The 19,989-nt window shown below is 41.5% G+C and carries 13 protein-coding genes; 10 read left to right on the plus strand and 3 right to left on the minus strand.

All coding sequences use genetic code 11. The annotated features are described in order from the left end of the window. The first annotated feature begins 127 nt into the window (after positions 1-127). Both KIH41_RS04260 and KIH41_RS04265 read left to right on the plus strand, forming a co-directional pair. Positions 128-991 carry a hypothetical protein gene (locus KIH41_RS04260; RefSeq protein ID WP_214161627.1) on the plus strand — a complete coding sequence of 288 codons (864 nt, stop codon included), beginning with the start codon at positions 128-130 and terminating at the stop codon, positions 989-991. 851 nt (positions 992-1,842) lie between these two features. Next, positions 1,843-3,192 carry a hypothetical protein gene (locus KIH41_RS04265; RefSeq protein ID WP_214161628.1) on the plus strand — a complete coding sequence of 450 codons (1,350 nt, stop codon included), beginning with the start codon at positions 1,843-1,845 and terminating at the stop codon, positions 3,190-3,192. 3 nt (positions 3,193-3,195) lie between these two features. Here the strand turns inward: KIH41_RS04265 and KIH41_RS04270 are convergent, their stop codons facing one another. After that, entirely contained in the window at positions 3,196-4,833 is a 1,638-nt protein-coding gene (locus KIH41_RS04270; protein ID WP_214161629.1) for a hypothetical protein, read from the minus strand. A gap of 59 nt (positions 4,834-4,892) precedes the next feature. Here KIH41_RS04270 and KIH41_RS04275 point away from each other — a divergent pair, with 59 nt between their 5' ends. The 3 genes from KIH41_RS04275 (at position 4,893) to KIH41_RS04285 (ending at position 8,440) form a co-directional block, all read left to right on the plus strand. After that, a complete protein-coding gene (locus KIH41_RS04275; protein ID WP_214161630.1) occupies positions 4,893-5,387 on the plus strand; it encodes a phage terminase small subunit P27 family in 495 nt (164 codons plus the stop codon). A 600-nt stretch (positions 5,388-5,987) separates the two neighbouring features. After that, positions 5,988-6,977 (plus strand): 2-hydroxyacid dehydrogenase, encoded by a 990-nt coding sequence (locus tag KIH41_RS04280; RefSeq protein WP_214161631.1) that lies wholly within the window; start codon positions 5,988-5,990, stop codon positions 6,975-6,977. Positions 6,978-6,991: 14 nt separating this feature from the next. Then, the gene (locus KIH41_RS04285; protein WP_214161632.1) at positions 6,992-8,440 is read left to right on the plus strand and encodes an L-lactate permease; all 1,449 of its coding nucleotides are present in this window, start codon (positions 6,992-6,994) and stop codon (positions 8,438-8,440) included. A gap of 958 nt (positions 8,441-9,398) precedes the next feature. Here the strand turns inward: KIH41_RS04285 and KIH41_RS04290 are convergent. Together KIH41_RS04290 and KIH41_RS04295 are read right to left on the minus strand one after the other, a co-directional pair. After that, entirely contained in the window at positions 9,399-9,992 is a 594-nt protein-coding gene (locus KIH41_RS04290) for a hypothetical protein (protein ID WP_214161633.1), read from the minus strand. Positions 9,993-10,051: 59 nt separating this feature from the next. Then, the gene (locus KIH41_RS04295) at positions 10,052-10,564 is read right to left on the minus strand and encodes a hypothetical protein (protein ID WP_214161634.1); all 513 of its coding nucleotides are present in this window, start codon (positions 10,562-10,564) and stop codon (positions 10,052-10,054) included. Between the two features lie 213 nt (positions 10,565-10,777). Between KIH41_RS04295 and KIH41_RS04300 the strand changes: the two genes are divergently transcribed. The 5 genes from KIH41_RS04300 to KIH41_RS04320 all read left to right on the plus strand — a co-directional run bounded on the left by KIH41_RS04300 (position 10,778) and on the right by KIH41_RS04320 (position 19,988). Next, a complete protein-coding gene (locus KIH41_RS04300) occupies positions 10,778-12,790 on the plus strand; it encodes a tetratricopeptide repeat-containing sensor histidine kinase (RefSeq protein ID WP_214161635.1) in 2,013 nt (670 codons plus the stop codon). After that, positions 12,768-13,529: a LytR/AlgR family response regulator transcription factor gene (locus KIH41_RS04305; protein WP_214161636.1), complete on the plus strand. Its 762-nt coding sequence runs from the start codon at positions 12,768-12,770 to the stop codon at positions 13,527-13,529. The genes KIH41_RS04300 and KIH41_RS04305 overlap by 23 nt, the downstream gene beginning before the upstream one ends. 296 nt (positions 13,530-13,825) lie before the next feature. After that, complete coding sequence (aceK, locus tag KIH41_RS04310; protein ID WP_214161637.1) at positions 13,826-15,550, plus strand: bifunctional isocitrate dehydrogenase kinase/phosphatase; 1,725 nt, start codon at positions 13,826-13,828, stop codon at positions 15,548-15,550. A gap of 98 nt (positions 15,551-15,648) precedes the next feature. Further along, complete coding sequence (locus tag KIH41_RS04315) at positions 15,649-16,239, plus strand: peptidoglycan recognition protein family protein (protein ID WP_213946271.1); 591 nt, start codon at positions 15,649-15,651, stop codon at positions 16,237-16,239. Then, positions 16,185-19,988 (plus strand): phosphodiester glycosidase family protein, encoded by a 3,804-nt coding sequence (locus KIH41_RS04320; protein WP_214161638.1) that lies wholly within the window; start codon positions 16,185-16,187, stop codon positions 19,986-19,988. Before KIH41_RS04315 ends, KIH41_RS04320 begins: the two co-directional genes overlap by 55 nt. Position 19,989 lies beyond the last annotated feature (1 nt).

The following is a 19,989-nucleotide window of genomic DNA, read 5'->3' on the forward strand; positions in this document are numbered from 1 at the left end:
AATTAATTTTAACTATTATTATGAATTGAGAACACTTTTAGAATAGCAGATGATATATTACGGCATTGTCAATAGCATTAAGAAAAACCATTGTGGGGTTTATGGCACCGATTCAAAAGAAGTCAAGTTGGATATAATCAAAAAGTATGGGTATTCGGGCCTTGTTTTATCCCCTCCTTATTTACTCCTATTTGAATTGGCGAAAACAGCTCTGTTTAAACCAAAACTTAAAATATATAAACTTTCCGAGCCCAAGGAATCGGAAAGGAACCAGATTATTTTTTCAAATTCTTGGATAACAGACAGCTATGATATTACCCATTTAAAAGAAGTATTTCATGGACTTTTTGACGACAAGCTTTTAAAAGCTAATGCTTTTGCAAATATCATGAAATCTGATGGAGGCTCGAAATTAATCATAATTGAAAGAGATAGCATTCCCCCACATCTAAAGCATTACGGAGGGGAAAGCGCAAGTTTTAGCACTGGAATTTATGGCACTCACCCCAAAAACAATGATATTCTTATTCCATTGAATAATTCTAGCGAATTAATCAAATCCATGATACTTGAAGAGACCATAAGCGCTTATGAAGCCTTAGGTGCAAAAAAAATAATAATTTCGGACATAACTTCAGTAGATGGAAAAGGTGGGGGAAACCACAAAGGCATAAAAGCAGAAGTTAATGGGGAGTCAAAAAAGTCAGAATTACGAAAGAAAAAATTTGGAAAAGGTGTCTTTGACCCAGAAAGAGCGCTAAAAGATAAATTTTTCATTCATGACATTCCAGCAATTAGAACAACCTTAGAATCAAGAATCCATGGTAATCAAACGGAAGAATATTTTGAAGAATCCATTTCATTAAATGTGGGACTAGATGTAAGCGTCCTTAGCACCTTTGAAGGAAACTTAAATTTTAACTACAATAGAGTTTGGTCATTTGATGTCGAATTTTATGATAAAACTGAAATGTTATCCCACACAAGTTAACCACAAAACCCTACCTTCCAGTAGGGTTTTTCTTTGTCAAAAATAAATCACTTTTCCTTGACTGGTATTCAATAAAACATTATCATTTTGAGCCCAATCACAGAAATCCACATCCGTCAACTTCCTTTAGAACCTGTTTACTATATAAAGAGAAGCAAAGCATTTTTACCCTTCTGGAAGCGTCTAATATATAAAGGAAGGGAAAGCTTCACTGGCCTTTTATATATAAAGCATTGATTTTTAAATGGTTACTTAACCTTTATATAGTAAGTCACTGTAAATCAGTAAAGAAGCCACCTATCCTTTATATAGTCAGGCTTTGCCCTCCCTTGAAAATATTACGTTTGTGGACGATTGACTTCCCATAAACGGTTAACCACTGACAATCAACCAATTCCAAGACCCCAAACCCTTCTTTCTTTCAATCCCTTATATATCAAACAGTTAACCATTCCACCTGTCACTACCTACAACTCATCCAGAAACACTACTTATCCTTTACATGTAACAATCCACCAGAAGCTAAACAAGAGCCACTGTAGGCTTTAACAGGACTAAAGCAGGGGTTACAGCCTATAGGCCATTGAAGCTGACAAAGGCTCTAATTTGGTGTTAGTGCTGTAGCTCCACAATCTTTACATAGTAGAAGCTTACTGAAGCCTGTACACATTCCTTCTATCCTTTACATATGACACTGCTTCTGAAGCGATATAAGAGGTGTTGTAGGGTTTAACAGAATGGAAGGTAACACTTACACTGGTTGAAGGAAGATAGCTTGATATGGGGGTTTATTGGCTTTAGTTTGAATTTTACAAAAGATTTAATAGATTCAAACACACAAAGAATAAACTATGGAAGACCTAATTAGAAAGTCATACGATAATGTTTATGGGTTTGATTTAAGGAAATATCATAATGATTTATACTCTACAAAAAATGGGGTTACTCCTGCAAATCTGGATTTATCATTATTAAGTAGGGAAAGAAAGATTAAAGATGAAACCAACTTAGAATATGAATTTATTCTTTATGATGGAAAAAACTATATAACCAATGGAATTAATTGTTTTCCATGTTCACCTGTAAGCACTCTGCCGAATGGAAATAAATTTGTTGAAGTAATGATAATCCCTAATGGCCATGAAATTGTTATTGAAAACAATATTAATGAATCATCTGTAGTTCCATCATCTTTGCAATTCAACTTAATTCGAGAAATAAAGTCTATTGATTTATTAAAATATTTTATTTACAAATATAGAAAAACTTTTATAAAAAATAACTGGTTTAAATCAAACGAGTTAGTAATACTGGCAAAGTCTACATATAAAAGCATTAATTTAAAAAGTCTTTTTATTTATTTAAAAGAAGAAGGGTTGTTGAACCCTTTAGAGCTAGTTATTGGAAGCCTATATTACAACATACCAATTAATCAGTATGACCTTTATGAATCGTTAATAAATAAAAATGACATTTCATATGGAATACATTACTTGACAACCCCAAAGTATAAGCCGCAAATTGCTAAAAGCACAAAGAAGATTTTTAAGAAAAATGAGATAGTTGATTTTATTAAGTCTTTTTCCGAAGAAGATGTTTATGAGTTTTTTGAAATTGAATATGTTAGAAGAAAAATAAATGCTTCATTGCTAACAGAAAGACATTTAATGGTGATTTTTAATATTGGAGATATAGATTATTTTTATAATAGTCCCGATATATCTATAGACCAATATAAACGGAAGCTGTTAAAAGAAATCAACCTTACCACTAAGCTAGTCGATTCCTTTTATGAACTTGTAAGGCAGAATTTACTGAAGTTAGAAGAGTTAGTAAGGTTACAGCATGGGTACGATATAGTTGGAAGTTTGTATGCTGAAAGGTATTTATACCTAAATCTAAAAAATGAGTTTCCCCAATTTGAAATAATATCCCAATATTCACCAGATTGGTTAGGTAGACAAAGGATTGATATATTTATTAAAGAGTTGAATTTAGCCATTGAATATAACGGCAAGCAACATTATGAAGCCATTGATTATTTTGGTGGCTTGGAGGGTTTAAAATTGAACCAAGAAAGAGATGATATAAAAAAGAATAAGTGTGTAGAAAACGGGGTAGAGCTGATAGAAATAAGGTATAATGAAGATTTAAACACTGCTTTAAAGAAACTTATTGACTTTATTAGGTTACAAGCTTAAATTCTACCTATTAAATTTTCTAAAAGAAGCCACAAACTGATAAATTAAATAACCAATTAATATATTATACAATAAATTGTAAATTTTCATTTCAGGATTAAAATGGTACTTGGTATAGTCTGAAAACCTATATATTGAATTGCTAAAAAGGTGTAATGGACTGGTTAATTGTATGAAGTTTTCCTTATAAAAATAACAAAAATCATCGTAAGAATAACCACTATTCCAGAAGCAAACAAGTATAGCAAATGAAAATAATCCAAGTGCTCCTAGAAAACATAGAAAAGCTTTTAATGGGTCAGTCCCATGATTATTGGATAATTTATTAGCATATAAAATAAACCAATTTAATGTATTTAATTTATTCCCATTATCTTTTAGTATCTCATTATATTCAAGCGCTTTAAATTTTTGAAATAGATAGTTGTTTTTTGCTTGTTCTGAGAATAACTTAAATTCTCTATAAGTACTTATAATTTCTGAATTATCGAAATCATATTTTTCTTCAAATTTTAATACCCTCTCATTAAAATCAATTAAATTATGTATTTTCAATCCGCTAATAGTAGATTTTTCAAAATATATAGTTGAAGCCTTATCCAAAAATGAAGGGTTTATTTCTACTGAATCCATGGTTGAATTTATTAGGTTTATTTCTCTATTATTTATTAAATTGACATTATTTAATGAAACGTATGAAAGAGTTCTAAAATTTCTAAAATTTATTGATGAAATTTCACAATTTGATATATTTATATTTTTTTCAATATTACCCTCAAAATAAATATTGGTTATTTCAGCATTATTAAAATTAAGGTTGGAACTACTATTAATTGTTAAGTTACCTACATATAAATTTGATAGAATTTGTGAAACATTTCCTTTTCTAAAATCACAATTTGAAAAATTGAGGAATTCTATTGAGTTTTCACCAGAAATATCTATATCAAAGACTTCACATTTTAATCTTTCTATCATTATAGAATAACACATATTAAAATGCATATATGTTTCAATTGAATTAACATCGTTAATCATTATGCCATCATGTAGTACATCATCATCTTTATTTATATTTAAAAATGCTGTACCTCCTATATGTAAGGTTTTTAATGTTGCAATGTAGGATATTGTTATATTTTTAAATTTTAAATCCCATAGATTTATATTATAAATTTTTTTGCCATATAGACCGTAAATATTTAACTCAAACACATCTCCCTTACCAATATCAATAGATTGAACTTCACTAATAATTTCAAGTTTATCTATTTGCTTAAAATCATTTATTACAATTTTGTTAAATTCACAATCTGTAATATCTAAATTATTTATATTTTCTTCAAATACGAATATAGTATCTTGTTTGTCGACCGAATAGCATTCTTTAAATTTAATACTCAATATTTTACTTTTAAATTTATTTGTTGTAGGAAGTCCACAGAATTTAAAAATTACATTTCTATTTTCAAAGTTCAATGAATTTATTCGCGATTCATTAAATTCAAAACCTAATATTTCTATATCATATTTAGAGTCTAAATCTAATAATATTTTATCAATATTATAGAATTCTAATGTTGGTTTTATAATACATAAAAATTTGGAATCTTTAGTTTCAGTGAATGCTACAGTGCCCATTGTTTATAACCTGTTATTTTTTTTGATATATAATTAATTATATTAAACTTAATTGAATTATGTCAAATGCAGGAAGACCAAAATTAGCAAAAGAAATCAAAGAAGCTAGAGGCACATTAGAAAAATCAAGAGAATTGAAGAACCCAATGCAACCAGAGAAGGTGAAGAAGGAGGAGATGAAGGTTCCAGCCTTTTTAAACCAGTATGGGAAAGTCTTCTATCGGTTCTATTTTAATAAGCTTACCGAGCTAGGGGTGCTAACCGTGACAGACCTAGACACCCTAGGCTTAATGAGTGCAGAATATGGCAGGTACTTGGAATGCCAGTACCACATTCAAAAGAATGGAATGGTTATTACTGGTACTAACAAGAATGGAAGCACCTATGAAATGGTTTCTCCTTACATATCCATAGCTAACAACTGCTATAAAAACTATTACAATATGATGTCTAGGTTTGGGGTAAGCCCTTCTGATAGGCAGAAGCTAAGCACCTTTACACCCACAGAAGAAGATAATGAAGTTTCCTTAGATGCTTTTTTGAATAACAATTAGATTTTATCCATACCAGATTCTATAGGGGTTGCTGAATAAGCACCCCTTTTTTTATTGACTGATTTCTAATTATTGGAAACTAAGTACCAATGACAGAGAAATTTTTGGTTCGATTTGCATAATCTTTTATAATTTAAATTAACAATTTTGTAGCAACCTGAAGGTGGCGATTTCTCGGGTTCTCAAAAAAAACTGCCAAGTAACATTCACCAGACGGTATAAACCTGGGAGGTTGGCTCCCTCCCCAAAGCATCCGTCTAATTTCTCTTCACCACTATACCTCCTGGAGCTATCCCTGAGTTATGGGTTAGCCTTATCCACTGTGCACCCTCTCCGCTATCACTGGGGACCCTCTCCGCTCCCACTAGGGGTAAGGGCCTACAGGGTGCTGATTGGAAGCTGGGTAAGAGCTGACAGATTCCTGGCCTGGTTTGACTACCCCATCCCTCCGAATGTCCCAAGAATCGGCTGGTAGTTAAAGGGGGAGAAAAGGGGATTTAAAGAAGCCAGCCCTTTTGCCTTAAATGCTGTTCAAGGCAAAATTGCCCTTGAATAAACCTGAAGGATGTTTTCCCGTTATCCTTACAAAACAACAGCATAATGAAAACACTTTTCTTCAGCGCCAAACCATATGACAGGGATTTCTTCACCCGCCAAAACCAAAACCACAACTTCCAGCTTGAATTTATTGACGAGCCCCTCAACCACCACACCGCAGTGCTGGCCCAGGGCTATGATGCTGTCTGTATCTTTGTTAACGACAGTGCCGATGCTGAGGTGTTGGACATACTCGCACAACAGGGCGTAAAGCTGATCGCCCTCCGCAGCGCCGGTTATAACCATGTGGATCTTTCCAAGGCAAAGGAACTGGGAATTAAAGTGGTGCGGGTGCCGGCCTATTCCCCCTACTCTGTGGCCGAACATACCATCGCGCTGATCCTGACCATCAACCGAAAAACCCACCGGGCTTACAATAGGGTTCGGGAAGGGAACTTTGCCCTGAACGGCCTGATGGGATTTGACCTGAAGGGGAAAACCGTTGGACTGATCGGACTGGGTAAAATTGGGATCGCCACTGCAAAAATCCTGCTCGGATTTGGCTGCAGGGTACTGGGATTTGATGTGGAAAAATCTGAGGAGGTGGAAAAACTCGGCGTGGAGTATGCCGGCCTGGACGAGCTATATGCCCAATCCGATATTGTGTCCCTACATTGCCCGCTGACACCCCAGACCCATCACATCATCCACACCGATTCGATTGGAAAAATGAAAAAGGGCGTAATGCTCATCAACACCAGCCGTGGGGCACTGGTGGACACCCAAGCGGTAATCCAGGCCCTCAAAAGCGGACAAATCAAATATCTGGGCATCGATGTTTACGAGGAAGAAGCAGACCTGTTTTTCGAGGACCTTTCCGACAAAGTCATCCAGGATGATGTGTTCATGCGCCTCTTGTCCTTTAACAATGTCTTGATCACAGGACACCAGGCCTTTTTCACAGAAGATGCCATGCTGGAAATATCGAAGGTCACCCTGTCCAACATTTCGAGCTTTATCAAGGGAGGGGAATTGGAAAATGAGGTTCACTGATTGCCCTGAAGCCTATGATGCCTGTACTTTCCTTTTTGCCTATAGCATTGCTCATTGTGCTTTCTCTTACTAGGAATGTAAAGGAGGCGGTATTTGTGGTCTTTGCAGTCACTACTTTGCTTTTCTTTTACTGGGGCCGGGGACTTGCCGAATATTCAGGGACACTTGTCGTATCGGCTTTCACCACCCTCAACATTCTCATGATCGTTTTTGGGGCGGCCTTTCTTTTTCACATCATGGAGAAAAACGGCTTGATAGCCAAAATCAGCAGCTCGGTGGCAGAAATGCACCCGGCTAACGAAATGCGTTTTTTCCTCTTGGCACTTGGCCTTACCGGTTTTTTTGAAGGTGTGGCAGGCTTTGGCACTCCCGGAGCGATCGTTCCACTGCTCCTTATCGCGCTTGGATACAACGCGGTATTATCAGTGGCCGTGGTACTCCTGTTCAACGGACTTTTTGCCATCTTCGGCGCCATAGGCACCCCATTGATCATTGGCATCCAGTTGCCCCTACAGCTCAGTGACGAATTGATTTTCGATATTGGCATAATCTCGGCCCTGGTATCCGTATTGACCGTTTTCCTTTGGCTTTTTTACGTTTTCAGGGTGTTTAGGAAGAAAGGTTATGAGTTGAGGCACAAAAAACAGGTCATACTTCTTTATGGGTTATTTGCTGCCCCTTTCTGTTTTTTTGCCTGGGTGGCCCCTGAACTGGCAACGGTATTGGGCTCCCTGATCATGTTGACGCTTGCGGTCCTACTCTTCAAGCAGAAAAACACAAAAATAAGCATCAGGCCTTGGCTGCCTTATCTTTTCCTGGCGTTCCTGCTACTGCTTCCCCGCATGTTCCTGCCACTGAGAACCTTCATCGGATGGGAGATTGCTTTCCTAAGCCTGTTCCAAACTGAAATCGGAACAGTGTTTAGGCCACTACAGACCCCACTTGTGCCATTTTTGGCTACCGGCATGATGGTAGCTTTGAGATACGGGAATTTGGACCTTGGGATCAAGGTACCCCTCCAAAAAACCGGAAGGGTTCTGGTAGTCCTCTTCCCCTCCATCGTCATTGCCCAACTGATGATCCAATCGGGTGGGGAAAACCCATCCATGGTGGCCCATATCGCCGGCACCCTGGCAGAAACGGGTCAGTTTTATCCCCTGATTTCTCCCTTTCTGGGCCTTACCGGGACATTCATTACCGGCAGCACCACGGTTTCGAATATAGTATTCGCTCCCTCTCAACTGGAAACGGCCAGGGCTATAGGTCTACCCGTAGAACTCATCCTTGCCCAGCAGCATGCCGGGGCAGCACTGGGAAATGCCGTGTCACTTTTCAACATCATCGCCGCAGCCGCCATCGCCAGTCTGCACAATTACAAAGAAGTGTTGAAACTAACCTTACTCCCGGTGGTCATTGGTGGGATAGTAATAGGAATTGTGGGGTATTTTCTGGTAGTGGTTTAATTTAGCAGCTTCGCTTATTTTCCAGCTCTTTTGCTCTACACTTTGTGGGTATGTTCTTTCTACAAAATACCTCAAATCAGCCCGGTGTTATCAGGTTTTTTAGACAGGTCAGCACAATTTATTATTAGGAAAAACAGCAGTTCAACCCTTTATCAAATTAAAAACAACACTAAGTGAAGGGGAAAACTTCATGATCTTATTCGACCATACTGAAGTCATTTGTTCTCTAAAAAACCTGCCCGGTTACCTTCTTCAATTTGTCTTCTTGGCAGGTTAAGGGGAGCGGCACTCTAAGGCCCTTCTGTACCAATTGAGACTAATACTGTATTCCTACTCTGCCCATCTTACCCCTAAACATGGTATGGATAAGGTACGGATTAGGTATGGACAAGCAGTACATTTGGGATAACCGGGCATGCGAGGATACCTAGCTTAGCCCTAACTCAATATCCCTATAAGGTCCCTATAATGTCCCTATAAATTCCCTGTAAGGTCACTATAGGGAAAAAGACTGGAGACGGAAGACTGAAACTCCTTCTCGGAATGAAAAGGAGGCACAGACCGGACTGGGCGCCTAGGGGAGAGAGAAATGGGTCAATAAGTCGCACTAAGTTAAAATGGAAGTCGCAGAAAGTTCACTGCTTTAAAAACTTTGTGGTAATCTGTGAAATCTGTGTTTTTTTTCACAGAGAATCTCATAATTTGGGCACGGAGGATCACAGTGTATAAAAACAAAAAAATCCCAGTCTCCTCAGTGCACCTCTGTGAAAACCTCAGTGGAACTCTGTGATAAAAATCCCCTCAGCAGAACAAAATGGCTACTCACCAAGCTTGTTGCCTTGCGGTGTACTTTGTACTTAGTACCTAGTACTTAGTACCTAGTACTTTGTACAAAAAAAATACCCCAGGGACATCGCGTCCCCGAGGTAAGCGTAAGTAGCTTAAAAAATCTAAGCTGTCAGTCATCGTCCACTTCAATGACTCCCAGATCTTCCACAAACCCTTTAAAGGTCCCCTGTACAGCAACCCGAGTTGCGTTATCCAATAGGTTGGCAAATGTCAAAGCTAGATTTCCTTCTACATATTCCCTTCCCCCAATAGTCCTCCTCTGATCAATGGTGAAGGTTCCACCTGTTTCTTCCCCGTAAGTCATATATACAGCTGAACTCCCAGTCAAGGTAAGTGAGGCATAAAATCCCTCAGTAGGATCGTCGTCTTCCGTCCAAGCGGGAATGGTATGACTTCCGGGAGCAAAATTAAATGGCTGGGACATCATACGGCTTATGTTCAACACATAAGTGTCGGGATCCTCATCAGCCAGCACTATGGTCATAAAATACCCCCCGTCACTTGTGGTAGCTTTACCTACAAATGTCTCCCCTACCTTTCTCCCAGTCTCAGCACCTGAAAAGGTCAGGTCAGATACAGAAAGGGTTTCCTCATCCTCATCGCGCAGTATGGGTTCCTCATCGTCACTACTGCTACAGCCTATGATCAGGGCTCCCATCAGCAGCCCTGTCATGTAGAATTTCAATTTGTTTAGTGCTTTCATTTTTCATCATAAAAAGTGTTTTTTTTCCTCATCTTACCTCTTTATGCTTAGGGCCTTCGTCAAAACTCGACGGGAAGCCTATAAGCCACCCTTAAACCAAGCGTATTGAATCCGGTCCCATATCCCTGATATCGGACGGAGAAATCGAAATCTTCGTATAAGAAACCTCCCCCGATGGCTACCGAACCGTTCAGCGTGCTGCCGGAGGCCCCAAAACCCTCTACTCGGAATGCACTGTTGACAATGGCCAAGCCCAGCTGGGCCTCTCCATAAAAGCTTTCAAAGTGGTGCCTATAACCTCCCATGATAGGGATCATGCTGACCCCGCCATTTACCGTGCTGCTGCCTTGGTAGCCGTGGCGGATAAAACCCAGGGTGGCACTGACTTGACCAGCTTCCCCTACCCCATACAAGCCCTTGGCGGTGGCACCAATCCCCACTGACATCCAGCTGCTCTGGATACCAACTGGAAGACCCACTTCCAAACCGGCGTTCAGTGAGTTATTGTCTTTTTGAGCATAAAGTGATAGAGATAAAACAAAAAAGAATGCGGTTGCTAATAGTTTTTTCATGACAAAATGGATTCAGTTTCGAAAAATTGTTTAGGTAAATTTGGCCAACTTTCAGCAGTAGCTCAATAGCGGTTGAGTATTCAGCAGCTTTGACCACCCAAAGGCCAGTTTTCACTGAGTATTAAGCTATACCCCCATCCTTAAACAGTTTATAAGTTGATTACCAACCTGTTATTTAGTAACTTTATCCATATCATTAATCAAAATTTTTCAATGAGATACTTTTTCATTTTATCTTTTCTGATAATCCCAATATCCCTTCATGCCCAAGTGGACAGCTTGAGGCAGGAACTCCAGCATGCCCAAAACAATAATGACAGTGTCAGCCTGCTGATCGATATTTCCAGGGCTATCCACAAGGCAAAACATGATGAATCTGAGGAATTGTCCCTGGCCAGAAAAGCCCTTAGCTTAGCCGATAAGGAAGATACCCTATTATATAGCCGCGCGCTTGACAACATAGGGCTGCTTCACCGCTATCATCAGAACTATACCCAGGCCTTTGATCTACATGCGAAAGCATTCAAACTGAGTCAGGCGGCTTCTCTGGAGCCAATTTATCAAATGATTTTTGCCAACAATGCAGGAGTGGCCGCCAGATATGATCAGGCTTTTGACCAGGCAATTTCCCACTATCTGGAAGCCCTCAAAATCGCCGAAAGGGAAAGTGACCTAAAAAACATTGCCATCAGTTGCAATGGACTGGGCAACACTTACAGCTATATCAAGGGAAAGGAGGATCTGGCCCTCTCCTATTTTCAAAGGTCCCTAGAAGCCGAATTGGAAAGGGACAACAGCTTGGGGGTGGCGATGAATTATCTTTCCATAAGTGACCACTACACCAACTTGGAGGATTTCCCAAAATCAAGGGAGTATCTAGAAAAGCTTTTGAAACTTAATGAGGAGCGGAAGTACACCTTCGGTCTGGCGATCACGTATGAATATCTGGGCCATAATTATTTTTCCGAAGGAAAGGACTTGAACAAAGCGAACCGCTATTTCCAGCGTTCAATTGAGCTGTTTGACAAACTTGGGAACAAGCACAAAACGGCCGGTTTGCTCAATAGCAAGGCCTCCCTGCTTCAAAAGCTGGGTGATACCGGGGAAGCGGCAAGATTGTATGAAAAGTCGCTTGACATTTCCACCTCCATGTCACTGAAAGCCCTTGCCCATAGCAATGCTTTGGGACTTTCACAGATTATGGAGGAAAATCAGGATTATGGGCAGGCCCTTCATTATTTCAAACTTGCTGAGGCCTATAAAGACAGCATCAACCTGCACGAACAAGAGACGCAAATCGCTGCCCTCACCCGACAGTATGATCTGGAGAAAAAGGAAAACCAAATTGAGCTTTTGGAAAAAGACAAGGACTTGCAGCAGGCAGAGCTTGCTGCCCAAGGGGAAAAATTGAAGAAGCATCAGGCTTTCCTTTTCACCCTTTCCATTTTTTTATTGGCCTTGATCCTAGTCAGCACACTTATTTACAGAAATGCCAAACACCGAAAGCAGGCCGAAAAACTGATCCAAGAGCAGGAAAAAATGAGGTTCAAAGCAGAATATGAACGCAACCTGTTACAGGCTGAAATCCTGGTCACCAGACTGCAGATGAACCCACATTTTCTGTTCAACTGCCTCAATGCCATTAAATATTTAATTCAACTGGAGGACTATAAGACCGCTAAAGAATACTTGGTTGTCTTCAGCAGGTTTGTCAGGAAAGTGCTTGAAACCAGCCAAAACCCCTTGATCAGCCTTAGCGAAGAGTTGAAGCTGGTCAGCCAATATTTACAGCTGGAAAAAATCAGGTTTGATGACCATTTCACCTATTGTTTGAACCATGGGAGTTTAGATAAAGATGAACTGAACTCAATTTCCATCCCCCCTTTACTTTTACAGCCATTTGTGGAGAATGCCATCTGGCACGGGTTGCTGAAAAGTGAAAAGCCCGAAAAAAGGATTTCCATAGAAATCACCCATACCGCAGAAGGCTATGAGATTTGCATCACCGATAATGGTGTGGGCAGGCGGAAAAACTCTTCCAATGAACACACCAGCCTGGGTACTAAAATCACCCAAGACAGGATCGATCTTTTCAACCAATCCAACCAGTGGCAAATAGATTTTACCATCCACGATCTTGCAGAGGGAACGAAGGTTTGCATTTTATTGAAATCGAAAACACTCAATACTAAAAACCAACTACATGAATATAGCTCTATTGGATGATGAAAAACACTGTTTGGAAAGCTTGGCTTTGGACCTAAAGCAGGTAGCTCCCGAGGCAGAAATAGTATTTAAGAGTACCAAGCCGGAGAAAGCTTTGGAAAAAATCCCAGACTTGGAAGTGGATTTACTTTTTTTGGATGTCCAAATGCCTAAGCTGAACGGTTTTGAGTTCTTGGAGCAACTCGCCCCCAATGTGCCGGATGTGATTTTTACCACCGCATATAGCCGTTATGCCATTCAGGCTTTCAGGTACCATGCGTTCAATTACCTACTCAAGCCAATAGATGAAAAAGAGCTGGCCACTGTGGTCGATCATTGGCGGCAAAAGCGGGAACGGGATAGACTGTTTCAGGAAACCACTATTGAAGGGCTTTTGGAGAAAATGAAAAGAGATGGCATTTTTCAAAGCAAGATTGCGGTTCCCGTATTTGATGGTTATGAATTCATAGAAATCAAGGATATTCTATTTTGCCGAAGTGAGAGCAATTATACCACATTTTTTTTGGAGAACGATGGTCAAATCCTGATCTGCAAAACCTTGAAAGAGGTGGAATCCATATTGAACAAGCACCATTTTATCAGGATCCACCAAAGCTACCTTGTCAACCCACACCACATGACCAAGTTTCAACGCAGTGATGGTGGATATGTGATCATGAAAAACGGAGAGAAGATCAAGGTCAGCTCCCAGAAAAAGGATTTGGTCACGGGGTTCTTTGAAACTGTGAGGAAGAACTGAAGATTGAATTTAACCACAAAGACCCAGAGGCTCAGAGAAAAAAAAAATTATATTTTGACATATAAGTCTTTTACTTTGATTCGCAGGACGGAATACCGATGTCTTGGCGCCCTTTGCGGTTAAAATAGACCCGCATATTGGATATTGTGAGATAAAAAATCTAACCGCAAAGACAGGAAGGTCACAAAGAGTTTAAGTTCAAAAACTTTGCGAACCTTGGCGCCCTTTGCGGTTAAAAATCACCCCGCCATCTGTTTTCCATAGGTTTTTTAGGGTAATTTTTGCAGTTTAGTAGGATGAAGGAAGACTTGCCAGAATCGATAGCCTCCGAGATTTTAAAAGCATATAACACCTACATCGACACTTTCAACGCCCTGACCACTTTGGCCTCTGAACTTTTTAGGCGCAAGGACTGGAAGCGCATGCAGGAAAACCACCTACGCAGACTTAGACTATATAAGGATGAAGTCAGGGATTCAAAGCTCCGCATTTTGGATCAGTTGGATGGCCAAAAGAACAAACTTTTCTGGAAAAAAGTCAAAGAAAGATATAGGCTTCAAATTGCGGAACTCAAGGACCGGGAGCTGGCAGAGACCTATTTCAACAGCGTGATCCGCAAAACTGTACCGGGAGTATCGGCAGAGGAAGACATCATGTTTGTCAGGGAAGGCTTTGACGCCTGTGACATCTACCCAAGCGAGCACCTTTTTTATAATTACCCGGCCGTATGGGGGTTGCAGCGGATTATCCGCAAAATAGTGGATGATTTCGATATGGGAGTTCCCCATCTGTCCAAGGAAAAAGACATACAGTTTCTGGTCAAAACAGTGCGGGAAGTTATCTTGAGTAGATATAAAGCTGATGATTTCACCACCACCCAAATTCTAAAAAGTGTATTCTACAGAAACAAGGCGGCTTACCTGGTGGGTCGTACTTATGTGGGCAGAAAGTGGATGCCTTTCATTATCCCCCTCCTTCACGGACCCAATGGGCTGTATGTGGACACCTTTATTTTCGACCCCAATATCATGTCTAACCTTTTCAGTTTTACGAGAAGCTATTTTATGGTCGAAACCGAGATTCCATCACAGCTGGTGGCTTTTCTCAAATCCATCCTTCCCCAGAAAAAGGTCCATGAACTTTACAATGCGATAGGCTTCAATAAACACGGAAAAACAGAGTTTTACAGGGATTTCCTTGCGCACCTTGAGCAGAGCGAGGATGAGTTTATTATTGCCAAAGGTATCAAGGGTATGGTAATGACTGTCTTTACTCTCCCTTCCTATGATATAGTATTTAAGCTGATAAAAGACCATTTTGAGCCGCCAAAAAACATGACGCGTCAGGAAGTGAGGGCGAAATACAAGTTGGTTTCCATGCACGACCGGGTCGGAAGAATGGCCGACACCCATGAATTTGAGGATTTCAAACTTCCGTTGAATAGGATCCACCCTGAGTTGCTGGAGGAATTGAAAAGCACCGTCAATTCCCTTGTCGAAATCAAAAAAGATACGTTAATCCTCAAGCACCTCTATACAGAAAGGCGAATGACTCCGCTGAATATTTATTTGGACACCTGCAATCACGAAGATGCAAAGGCCGCCGTCGAGGATTATGGGCGGTCCATACTGCAGCTTGCCCAGGCCAACATTTTCCCTGGGGACATGATGATCAAAAATTTCGGGGTGACCCGGCAGAAAAGGGTGGTATTTTATGATTATGATGAGATTGAATTTTTGACTGACATGAATTTCAGGAGGAAGCCAAAAGCAGAAACCTACGAACAGATATATGCTTCTGAACCCTGGTATGATATTGCCAAAAACGATGTATTTCCAGAAGATTTCAAGCGCTTCATGATAGGAAGAGAGGACGTAAAGGAGCATTTTCAGGAGTTTCATGCTAAGCTATTCGACCCTGACCACTGGAATTCCATAAAAGATAGCATCCTGAAAGAGGAATTGCTACATGCCTTCCCGTATCCGAAAAGCATTAGATTCAGGCCCGAGGAGTTGGATTAAAGCCCTTCCCTCCCATCACTGAAAACAGGGATTTGTCAAAATCACTATGGAAGCCACGATTTTAAGCATTATTTTAGGATATCGAGACTTACCTATCTATGTCAAAACTAGTACATCTGATTTTACTGTCCCTAATTTCACTTCCTGCTTTTGCTCAAAATAAAGGGGATTTTCAATCGTCGATTATAAAAAGAGAGGACTGGAATGCCAAGCCGCCACAATTTGAAATCCCAGCCCATACCCCACAGTTTATCACCCTACACCACACTGCGGTTAAGCAAAATGCGGGGATAAGCATAGAGCAAAAACTCCAGAACCTCCAGGCTTTTTCGATTTCAAGTGATCCCTTGGCCGATGGCACCCCCCGAAAAGGCTGGTCCGATGTCCCCTACCACTTTTACATAGATATGGATGGCAACATCGCCGAGGGGAGGAAAATAGAACTGCAGGGTGACTCAAACACCAACTATGACCTCTCAGGACATGTGTCTATCGTATTGGAAGGTAACTTTGAAGTTGAAGAGGTATCCCCCAGTCAACTTGCCAGCCTTCAGAATCTGATTGCTTTTCTCAATGACAACTACGGTTTGCCGCTGAATTCTATTTCCGGCCATCTGGACCAAGCGATGACTTCATGTCCCGGCAAAAACCTCTACAGTTTAATTCCCCAATTACAATCCACGCCATGACCACCAAGATCAGACTTTTCATAGTATTGTTTTTCCTTTCCTGGCAACTACCCGCCCAGGAGATTCAATTGGATTGGATCGAAAGAGCTGATTTGAATATCCTCTTGCCCAATTCCATTCGGGTTTATGAAAGTCATGGACAACTTGCTGATGGTTCGCCTGTCAAGGCAACCTATACCAAGGTTGACTTGATGGATGATAATTTAAATTTCAAAGCAGTGGGGAGCAACATCGCTAGGCAAACCACCCTGGATGCTGCTTTGCAAAATGATGCCCTAGTGGCGATCAACGGCGGGTATTTTTCATCCAATGAATCCGTAAGTTTATTGATTTCCGACGGGGAATTGATAGCATCGGGGCCTGCCCAGGGCACCGCAAGGGGTGCCATGGGTTTTATTGCAGGACAGCCTGAGATTACCTGGCCGCATATAAACCCCGACAATCAGGAAATCTACTCATTTCTATCCCCCACGGTTGGGGAAGGCGATTTTGATGCGGCAAAGAAATGGAAGGCCACCCAGGCCATAGGAGGTGGACCGGTGCTGATAAAAGATGGACAAATTGAGAATTATGGGAAGGCAGAAGGGTTTGGAGGCAGCCATTTGGCCAGGCATCCACGCACGGCCGTTGGCTACACCGCTGATGACCAGCTAATTCTCATGATAGTAGACGGCCGGCAGGAATCAAGTGCCGGGGTCACCTTGGATGAATTGGCCGAGTTGATGAAAGGCATCGGCAGCTACGAGGCCCTCAATTGGGATGGTGGCGGGTCTTCGGCGATGATAGTGGCCGATGAGGTGGCCAATATCCCATCTGATATCCCCGGGGGCAATCGGAACAGCCTCAGAAAAAATGCCTCAGCTCTGGTCATTCAGGAAAAGAAAAAAAGCAACAAGCCCAAAACGATAATCCTTGACACTGAGCATGAACAGTATGCCGAGAAGGGAATTTGGAAGGACAGCAACCATTCCAGCTACTACGGCCATTCCCCGAGCAGAATTGCCAATGCGGAAAGTACATACAATTCTGCAGCTTATAATATTGAGGGATTGGAGGGTAAAAAATACCAATTGGCCAGCTGGTGGACAGTGAATACCAAGACCAATTCCTCAAAAAATCTAGCCATTATTCATCATTTGGAGGGAATAGACAGTGTTTTCATCCATCAAAATGATATTAAAACAAGCGGGAAATGGAATGTACTGGGCGAATATAAATTTGGTCAGGATTCCAAAGTTGAGTTTTTCCCCCAAGGGGAAGGAAAATTGGTAACTGACGCACTGAGGTTGGTAGAAATGAAGGATAGTCAGAAGATCCAGAAAAGAGGAGACTTGCGACTAGCTGTGATAAGTGATTTGAATTCGGGTTTGGGTGCCGCGGATTATGAATGGCAGGTGGACAGCATCATCCAGCGGATCCCGAGACTATGGCAACCCGATATGGTAGTGTGCGGAGGTGATATGGTGGCCGGAATGGGCATCAGTGATCCTGAGCATTTGAATAAAATGTGGGCAGGCTTCGACAAGCACATTGCCGCACCGCTAAGGCAGGCAAACATCCCATTTGCTTTTACGCTGGGCAACCATGACGGTCCTCGGTCCTATCCCATAGAGCACCAGGCGGCCAAGGAGTTTTGGAAAGACCCTGAAATGGAAACCGGGTTGGAGTTTGTCGACCAAAGCAATTTCCCCAATTGGTATTCCTTCAAAAAAGGAAATGCTTTTTTCATTTCTTGGGAAGCCTCCTCCCCCGTTATTAACCAGGAAAATTTGGAATGGCTGGAGGAACAATTGTCCAGCGAGGAAGCACAACAGGCCCAATACAGGTTTGTAATGGGTCATATGCCCCTGTACGGAGTGGCACAGGAAAGGGACTCCAAAGGAAATGTGCTGGAAAATCCAAAGAAGCTAAGGTCAATCCTTGAAGAGTATGGTGTGCATACTTACATCAGCGGCCACCAGCACGCCTATTATCCCGGCAGACGAGGAGATCTGGAACTGCTCAATGCCGGAGCGGCAGGCTCTGGGCCCAGAGGCTGGCTGGATATGGACTTCCCTCCCCAACACACGGTGACCATCATGGATATTTTTTACGAGCAGGATACCATCATCTATACCACCTTTGATATCAAGGAAAAGAATGCCGCTGACATGAAGGTTTTTGACGACAAGAAGCTACCTCCAGCGGTGTTTGGCGTCAATGGTCATTTGATCAGAAGGGATATCCTACTTGCCGAAACCTTTTCAACCGGAAAAGATCAAGCCATAACCTTGCAAGTCAAAGGAAATGCTTTTGTAACCTCAGGGAGAAACTTTAATCGAAAAGACAAAACTTTAAAGTTTTATAAAGGGAGAAATACGGAAGAGGGGGAACTTTTAAAATCTTTCGAAATTTCGCCTGATAAAAGCGGCCAATTTGAAACCAGTATTGACTACGATCGGGACTGGCATGAATGGTTAGCGGCTGGGGCAATTTACGCCCAAGTAGATAATTATCCACCTAGGCACCTTCTAAGCAGTGAGTTTGCCACGCCATCTGCTCCAACTATCACCAGCCACAACCCCAGAAACGTTTACGGGGTGAGGAACATTGAGGCCCTTTATACTGTAGAATGGTCCCCGGCAGAAAGTGCAATGGGTAACTGGATAGGCTATACCTATCAGGTTTCCGATTCGGAATCTTTCGCCAAGGTTTTGTTCGAAAAAGAAACAAATAGGGTCACTGAAGTGAAAATGCGGGAAAGCGACTGGTATGCTATGTTGGAAAATAAGCCATCAGGCCAACCAAAAACCCTTTTTCACAGGGTAATTTCTTCTGATGGAAAAAATGACGTTCACTCCAGCCCTTCCCCTATCCATTTAATGAAAAGCGAGGAGCCATTGGAGGACTTCATTGAGGTTCCGGCTCCAGATTATCAGTTTGTCGGAAAAGTGGAAGGGGCATCGGGAGCAGGCTATGGAGCACTCTGGGATGATGAGGGGAAACTTTGGCTGGCTGATTACGGTGGTAAACTAACCGTAATTGACCCAGATGGAACCGAGTCAACTCTTTCACCAATTAAGAAGGTGGAGTTGGATGGAGAAGAGCTCTCCTTGAACCCCATCAATGGCATCGGGCTTGACAACGATGGGCATATATTGATAGGCAGGAATAGACTCTTGCTAAAAATTGATTCCAAAACTGGAGAAGGCCTTGCCAAGTGGGAAGTGCCGGAAGGCAACCGTGCGATCACCTCTCCAAGAGCTGCCAAAAATGGGGAAGTCTACGTCATGTCCTTGTTTGCTGAAGACGGCAATTTTGTCCTTAAGCAGAATGGGAAAGCTTTTGAAATGGTTAGGGAGTTAATCTTGCCTGACCGCATTTTGGCACGCACCTTTGAAATGGAGAAAGAGGGGAAAAGACTCTTTTTCCCCAACCCAGGGAGCCCCTATATCCAAACTTACGAAAGTGAGGACGGCCAAAATTTCAAATCAGCCGAGGATATCACAAGCATTGCTGCAGGATCCAATGCCATCCATGTGAGCAGTGAGGGGAAAATATATTTAGCTGTAAGGGCGAGTGGTGTAAAACCTGCAACGTTCCACTTTAGGGATGAAAAAAACAAGAGAATGTGGACTTTGGATTTGCCTGAAGTACAGGGTGCTGAAGCGCGAGGCATAGGGGTTTCCCCTGATGGCAAAACCCTAATATTTTGCAGTTATGACAAAGGTGGGGGATATTATATCTATAAGCTAAAAGAGGATCAATAGG

It is taken from the genome of Litoribacter ruber (assembly GCF_018500185.1).
In the GTDB taxonomy this organism is placed as follows: Bacteria; Bacteroidota; Bacteroidia; order Cytophagales; family Cyclobacteriaceae; genus Litoribacter; species Litoribacter ruber.

What these genes read in the sequence shown, in the direction of transcription:
- KIH41_RS04265 (WP_214161628.1), top strand. Translation starts at nt 1,843, where the DNA reads ATGGAAGACCTAATTAGAAAGTCATACGATAATGTTTATGGGTTTGAT.
- KIH41_RS04270 (WP_214161629.1), bottom strand. Translation starts at nt 4,833, where the DNA reads ATGGGCACTGTAGCATTCACTGAAACTAAAGATTCCAAATTTTTATGT.
- KIH41_RS04275 (WP_214161630.1), top strand. Translation starts at nt 4,893, where the DNA reads ATGTCAAATGCAGGAAGACCAAAATTAGCAAAAGAAATCAAAGAAGCT.
- KIH41_RS04280 (WP_214161631.1), top strand. Translation starts at nt 5,988, where the DNA reads ATGAAAACACTTTTCTTCAGCGCCAAACCATATGACAGGGATTTCTTC.
- KIH41_RS04285 (WP_214161632.1), top strand. Translation starts at nt 6,992, where the DNA reads ATGATGCCTGTACTTTCCTTTTTGCCTATAGCATTGCTCATTGTGCTT.
- KIH41_RS04290 (WP_214161633.1), bottom strand. Translation starts at nt 9,992, where the DNA reads ATGAAAGCACTAAACAAATTGAAATTCTACATGACAGGGCTGCTGATG.
- KIH41_RS04295 (WP_214161634.1), bottom strand. Translation starts at nt 10,564, where the DNA reads ATGAAAAAACTATTAGCAACCGCATTCTTTTTTGTTTTATCTCTATCA.
- KIH41_RS04300 (WP_214161635.1), top strand. Translation starts at nt 10,778, where the DNA reads ATGAGATACTTTTTCATTTTATCTTTTCTGATAATCCCAATATCCCTT.
- KIH41_RS04305 (WP_214161636.1), top strand. Translation starts at nt 12,768, where the DNA reads ATGAATATAGCTCTATTGGATGATGAAAAACACTGTTTGGAAAGCTTG.
- aceK (WP_214161637.1), top strand. Translation starts at nt 13,826, where the DNA reads ATGAAGGAAGACTTGCCAGAATCGATAGCCTCCGAGATTTTAAAAGCA.
- KIH41_RS04315 (WP_213946271.1), top strand. Translation starts at nt 15,649, where the DNA reads ATGTCAAAACTAGTACATCTGATTTTACTGTCCCTAATTTCACTTCCT.
- KIH41_RS04320 (WP_214161638.1), top strand. Translation starts at nt 16,185, where the DNA reads ATGTCCCGGCAAAAACCTCTACAGTTTAATTCCCCAATTACAATCCAC.